The following is a 5,618-nucleotide window of genomic DNA, read 5'->3' on the forward strand; positions in this document are numbered from 1 at the left end:
ATCTTAAGGAAAACTTTATATAAAATTTTGAATTTTGAATGTTGAATTTTGAATTAAAAGGGGAAAAATTTTATAAAACTTACCCTTCAATCCAAAATTCAAAATTTAGAATTCAAAATTTTATAAAGTAAAGCCCCTTTTCTTGAATATACCTTTCTACATCATCGGGAAGCAAATATTTTATAGAAAGCCCCTTTTTTATCCTCTCCCTTATAAGGCTTGATGAAACAGGCAATGTGGGAAATTCAACCAACTCTATTTTTGAATTTTGACTTGCAATTTTGACTTTTGACTTTTGACTTTTGACTTTAATTTTAAACCCCTCTCTGGTTACGGCAACAAATTTTATCATCCCAAAGAGCTTTTCTATATCCTTCCACTTACAAAGCTCGGGGATTGTATCTGTGCCTATGATAAAATAATAATCGTTTTTATCGCCATAAATAGATTTTATCTCCCTAATTGTATCTATTGTATATGAATATCCCCCTTTTTTAATTTCAAGGTTCACTGGAATAAATGATTTATTATTCTTTAAGGATAACTTTAACATCTTAAATCTATCTTTTGAATTTGCAATTGGTTTTGGTTTATGTGGAGGAATACCTGATGGAACAAACAAAACCATTTCAAGTTCAAGTTTTTCTTTAACTATTTCTGCGGCTTGGAGATGGCCAAAATGGACAGGGTCAAATACACCACCCATTATTCCAATCTTCATAATTTTATCCCTCTATTCCAGCTTCCTCCAGACTTTTCTTCAACAAATGTTTTAAATTCAATTTATCTGCCCAACAATATCCAATCGCCTCCCCTGCACCTTCAATACCCCTAATACATCACTCCACTCTCTATCCGATACCTCGCCACCCATTTTATACCATTGCAATTTACTTAAGATAGTATCTTCAGGTGTAGAAATATAGGCAGTGTATCGGGTGAGAGTGTTTTCATTTAACTTCATTCTGCCAAAAAAATTTATTTTCTAATCTGACCCTCTCCAAAAATGACGAATTTTGAGGATGTAAGCTCTTTTAGCCCCATTGGACCCCTGGCATGGAGCTTTTGGGTTGATATGCCGATTTCAGCCCCTAAGCCAAATTCAAATCCATCGGTGAACCTGGTTGAGACATTTACATAGACACTAGCAGAATCAATCTCCTTAAGAAATCTTAAAGTTTTACTATAAGAATTTGTTATAATGGAGTCAGAATGGTGCGAGCCATAATGATTTATATGAAATATTGCCTCATCCAAAGAGGAAACGACTTTTATGGATAAAATAAGGCTTAAATATTCTGTTTTCCAATCATCCTCTGTGGCAGGAATAATATCTTGGACAATCTCCCTTACCCTTTCATCTCCCCTTATTTCACATCCTGCATCCTTCAATCTTTTTATTAAATTTGGTAGAATATCTCTTGCAATATCAGAGTGAACAAGCAATGTCTCCATTGCATTACAAACCCCTGGTCTTTGAACTTTGGCATTATAAGCTATATCTTCTGCCATTTTAAGGTCTGCCTCATTATCAATATAGACATGGCATATCCCCTCTCCATGGCTAATAATAGGAACCTTTGCTCCTTCTCCAATTTCTTCAATAAGCCTTCTTCCTCCCCGTAATATTATGCAATCTATGTATTCTTTAAGGGATGCTAACTCCTTAACGCCTTCTCTTTCCTCAATAAACCCTATGGCGTCCTTTAAATCTCCCAAAGCATCCTTTATAAGATTGACAATAAATTTATTGGAATTTAAAGCCTCAGATCCACCTTTTAATATTACAGAATTAGAAGATTTAAAGCAGAGAGAAAAGGCATCGGCTGTAACATTTGGCCTTGCCTCATAGATTATCCCAATTACACCTAAAGGGTGCCTCATTTTTCCAACTAGCATCCCATTCGGTCTCCTTGTCAGATCATAGATCTCAAAAACAGGGTCGGGAAGTAAGGCAACAGCTCTAATTCCAGAAACCATATCCCCTACCCTTTTTTCATTAAGCAAAAGCCTATCTGTCAAGGCAGAAGAGAGACCTATTCCTTTTGCATAGCTTAAATCCTTCTCATTCTCCTTAAGCAGAGCTTTTTCTTTTTCAGAAATTTTACTTGCTATTTTAAAAAGAATATCATCCTTTTCCTTTGAGGAAAGACTAAGGAGTTTATAGGAGACCTCTTTGGCTTTTTTGGCAATTTCTCTTGTTTCCATAATGTTAGTTTAAAAAAAGATAGATTTTTTGTAAAGGATTTTTATCTTAATTTAAAATAAAAACATTTTCTCTCCATAATTTACCTTATCTTTGGACATAGCCTTTTAAAGGGGGTTTTAAGGCCATATCCAAAGATAAAGGTATTTCTTGCTATCGTTAAATTAAAAAAATAGAATTTTCTTGACAGAAAAGAATTTTGAATGATATTATTTTTTTAAAAAATGAAGTCTATTATTGTTTCGGGAATAGGAAGGTGTGGAAAAAGTTTTTTGTCTATAGGTTTTGCATTAAACCTTAAGAATTGCGGGTATTTTAAGCCAATTGGTGAAAGGAGGCTTATGGGTGGCAAAATGATTGATGAAGATATCCCCTTGATGAAGGAGATATGCAAGCTTTCTTTCTCTGATGAAGAAATATGCCCTGGTCTTTTCTTTCCCGAAAAAGATATTTCTCTAGAAAAAATAAAAGAGGCTTATAATAAAATATCAGAAGACAAAGATTACATAATTATTGAATCAGACCTTGTAAGGGGAGAAAAAAAGCACTTAGGGGCATTTCATATTGCCAAAGCATTAAATACAAAAATCCTTCTTGTTATTGAGGAAAAGAATGGATGGGAAGATGAAATGGCATTTTTAAAGGAATTAGGAGGCGAGGCTATCCTTGGTGTGGTATTAAATAAGGCTTCTCAAACAATTAAAGGTGAATTTTTAGGAATTATTCCAAAAAGGGAGGAATTTTTTTCCCTCTCTGTATCCCAAATTCACGAGGCATTGGATGCAAATCTCTTAGCCGGAGAGGATGGCATTTCAAAAATGGTTGAGCATATCCTCGTGGGAGCAATGACCCCTCAATATGCCTTAGGATATTTTGAAAGAACAGATAAAAAGGCAGTAATTACGGGAGGAGACAGGACAGACCTTATTCTTTCAGCCTTAACAGAGGATACATCCTGCATTATTACCACAGGCGATATTATTCCCTCGCCCGAGGTTATAAGAAAGGCAGAAATAAGAAAAATTCCCATTCTTTCTGTCTCCTGGGACACATTAACCACAGCAGATAAGATTGAAAAAATAATTCCAAGAATAAACCCCGATAATAAGGTAAAGCTTTCTTTGATAAAAGAGCTTACCGAATCTTTAGCCAATGCAATATTTAAGTAAGGATTTAGCAAGAATTTTACTGGTGTTTTGGTGCTTTGGTGCTTTGGTGCTTTGGAATGCCTAAGGTTGCCATTCTTAAAACATCCCCTCAAACCATTATTGATGATTATAAAAGGCTCATTCACTTGGTTGAATATGAAAAATGCCTTTCTTGCGAAAGAGACCTTATTCTTAAACTCAATCTCTCCTGGACGAAATACTTTCCATCTTGTTCAACAGAACCCTGGCAGCTTGATGGTGTTTTAAATTGCCTTATTGAGGATGGTTTTCTTCCCTCAAAGCTATTTCCCGTTGAGAATAAAACCGTGGTTACAAACACCTTAAAGGGAGCATCTGATAATAAATGGCTCTCTATCTTAAAGAAATACCACTTAAAATTTATAAGCCTTCCTGAGGTAGAATGGACGGTTTTTAAGTTTAAAGAAAGGCTTCTTGTAATAGATAAGATATTTCCCGAAGGTATTTTAATCCCAAAGATGTTTATAGGAAAAGATATTCTACATCTTCCAACCATAAAGACGCATGGACACTCAATTACAACAGGGGCTATAAAAAATGCCTTTGGTGGCTTACTAAAGGAATTCAGGCACTATGCCCATAAATACATCCACGAGGCATTGGTTGACTTGCTTATTATGCAAAAAGAGCTTCACCCTGGTATTTTTGCTGTAATGGATGGGTGTGTTGCTGGAGATGGTGCAGGTCCTAGGACTATGATTCCTAGGATAAAAAATGTCCTATTGGCATCATCTGATTCGGTTGCGATAGATGCTGTATCAGCAAAGCTTATGGGATTTGAACCAATGGAGATTCCATATATTAAAATGGCTAATGATATGGGTCTCGGTGTTGGTAAGATCAAGGATATAGAGCTTGTTGGAGATATTGATACAATCAATGAAAATTGGAATTTTAAGGTAAAAAGAAGCCCTGTTATCTTTGTTGACCAAATGATTAGAAAGGGATTTTTACAAAGGTTTGAAAGAATCCTTCTTCATTCACCATTATGGCGTTGGGCACCAATTGCCTCAAATTTCTATCACGACATCCTTTGGTATCCAACAATTGGAAGAATAAGGATAAATAAATTTATGAAAACAGAATGGGGAAAGCTCTTTAGGTCTTATGAATGAAAAAGAGTATATTTTTCCTTCTTTTATTTTTATATCCAGCCTTCTTAGACCTTAAAACTGCAAAAGGATGCTTTTTAAAATGGGAATTTAAAGAGGGACAATTATATTACGAAGAAGAATTAAAGAAAACAAACAATCCAGAGATACTATTCCCCCTTTGTATTCGCTATCAAAAGCAAGGAAACCTCTTAAAATTTAGAGATCTAAAAACGGGCTATCCAGAATTAAGGGATGGTATTTTCTTTTATTATCTTTTATGTTAAAGATAAAGGAAAATGAAATAGAAATTGCTGTTTCTTGTTTAAAAAATGGAGGGATAATTGCCTTTCCAACAGATACAGTCTATGGAATAGGCGTGGATGGAAAGAATAAAGGGGCATATTATAAGATTTATAAGATAAAAAAGAGGGAAGAAGACAAGCCAATTCCATTTTTAATAGGAGATATTTCATATTTAGAAATGATGACAGGGAATGTTTCAAAGGAGGCTTTTAAAATGGCAGAAAGGTTCTGGCCAGGCCCACTTACAATTATCCTTTATTCCTCTCCTGAATTCTTGTGGGTTGGTCCTAAAATTGCCTTAAGGGTTCCTAATCATCCAATCCCCCTTTTGTTGTTAAAAAGCCTTAAGGGACCAATTGCAGCAACATCGGCAAATATATCAAAGGAAAAAGAGGCAATAAAAGCAGATGAGGTTTGTGCTTGCCTTTCTTCTTGTATTGATGTTATCATTGATGGAGGAGATGCAAATTTAGGTATTGCATCAACAATTATTGATATGACAGAAAAACCAAAGATATTAAGGAGGGGGGCAATATATCAGGAGGTTTTAAGATGGATAGAGAGGTTATAAGATACATCGCAGGCCTTTCCAATATTTACCTTACCCCGGATGAGGAAGAAAAGCTAACAAAGGAATTGACAAAAATCATTGAATACATTTCAAAGATTAGCGAGGTTTTAGAAGATGCGCCTTTTTACTTAGAAGAAAAAGAAAGGCGGATGAGACCAGATGAGGTAAAACCAGGTCTTTCATCCATTTCAAGCCTTTCAAAATACATTGAGGATAACCAATTTAAGGTTCCAAAGGTGATAGAGTGAATTTCGGAT

The 5,618-nt window shown here is 35.1% G+C and carries 7 protein-coding genes; 5 read left to right on the plus strand and 2 right to left on the minus strand.

The features are described 5' to 3' along the window. Nucleotides 1–112 precede the first annotated feature (112 nt). Together nadD and AB1397_02210 are read right to left on the minus strand one after the other, a co-directional pair. Nucleotides 113–721 (minus strand): nicotinate-nucleotide adenylyltransferase, encoded by a 609-nt coding sequence (gene nadD, locus AB1397_02205; GenBank protein MEW6481804.1) that lies wholly within the window; start codon nucleotides 719–721, stop codon nucleotides 113–115. Nucleotides 722–978: 257 nt separating this feature from the next. Continuing rightward, on the minus strand, nucleotides 979–2,208 hold the full coding sequence (locus AB1397_02210) for a glutamate-5-semialdehyde dehydrogenase (protein ID MEW6481805.1): 1,230 nt from the start codon (nucleotides 2,206–2,208) through the stop codon (nucleotides 979–981). A gap of 222 nt (nucleotides 2,209–2,430) precedes the next feature. Between AB1397_02210 and AB1397_02215 the strand changes: the two genes are divergently transcribed. Genes AB1397_02215 through AB1397_02235 form a run of 5 tightly spaced genes read left to right on the plus strand, consistent with a single transcriptional unit; the run spans nucleotide 2,431 to nucleotide 5,609 of the window. After that, a complete protein-coding gene (locus AB1397_02215; protein MEW6481806.1) occupies nucleotides 2,431–3,375 on the plus strand; it encodes a DRTGG domain-containing protein in 945 nt (314 codons plus the stop codon). A 38-nt stretch (nucleotides 3,376–3,413) separates the two neighbouring features. Further along, nucleotides 3,414–4,508: a DUF362 domain-containing protein gene (locus AB1397_02220; protein ID MEW6481807.1), complete on the plus strand. Its 1,095-nt coding sequence runs from the start codon at nucleotides 3,414–3,416 to the stop codon at nucleotides 4,506–4,508. Further along, the gene (locus AB1397_02225) at nucleotides 4,505–4,771 is read left to right on the plus strand and encodes a hypothetical protein (protein MEW6481808.1); all 267 of its coding nucleotides are present in this window, start codon (nucleotides 4,505–4,507) and stop codon (nucleotides 4,769–4,771) included. The genes AB1397_02220 and AB1397_02225 overlap by 4 nt, the downstream gene beginning before the upstream one ends. Beyond that, the gene (locus AB1397_02230; GenBank protein MEW6481809.1) at nucleotides 4,765–5,361 is read left to right on the plus strand and encodes an L-threonylcarbamoyladenylate synthase; all 597 of its coding nucleotides are present in this window, start codon (nucleotides 4,765–4,767) and stop codon (nucleotides 5,359–5,361) included. Before AB1397_02225 ends, AB1397_02230 begins: the two co-directional genes overlap by 7 nt. Then, entirely contained in the window at nucleotides 5,343–5,609 is a 267-nt protein-coding gene (locus AB1397_02235; GenBank protein MEW6481810.1) for an Asp-tRNA(Asn)/Glu-tRNA(Gln) amidotransferase subunit GatC, read from the plus strand. The genes AB1397_02230 and AB1397_02235 overlap by 19 nt, the downstream gene beginning before the upstream one ends. Nucleotides 5,610–5,618: the final 9 nt, after the last annotated feature.

This window comes from bacterium (assembly GCA_040756715.1).
Lineage (GTDB): Bacteria > UBA9089 > UBA9088 > UBA9088 > UBA9088 > JBFLYE01.

Excerpts from the sequence above, each read along its gene's own strand:
- nadD (MEW6481804.1), bottom strand. The coding sequence starts at position 721 with ATGAAGATTGGAATAATGGGTGGTGTATTTGACCCTGTCCATTTTGGC.
- AB1397_02215 (MEW6481806.1), top strand. The coding sequence starts at position 2,431 with ATGAAGTCTATTATTGTTTCGGGAATAGGAAGGTGTGGAAAAAGTTTT.
- AB1397_02210 (MEW6481805.1), bottom strand. The coding sequence starts at position 2,208 with ATGGAAACAAGAGAAATTGCCAAAAAAGCCAAAGAGGTCTCCTATAAA.
- AB1397_02225 (MEW6481808.1), top strand. The coding sequence starts at position 4,505 with ATGAAAAAGAGTATATTTTTCCTTCTTTTATTTTTATATCCAGCCTTC.
- AB1397_02235 (MEW6481810.1), top strand. The coding sequence starts at position 5,343 with ATGGATAGAGAGGTTATAAGATACATCGCAGGCCTTTCCAATATTTAC.
- AB1397_02230 (MEW6481809.1), top strand. The coding sequence starts at position 4,765 with ATGTTAAAGATAAAGGAAAATGAAATAGAAATTGCTGTTTCTTGTTTA.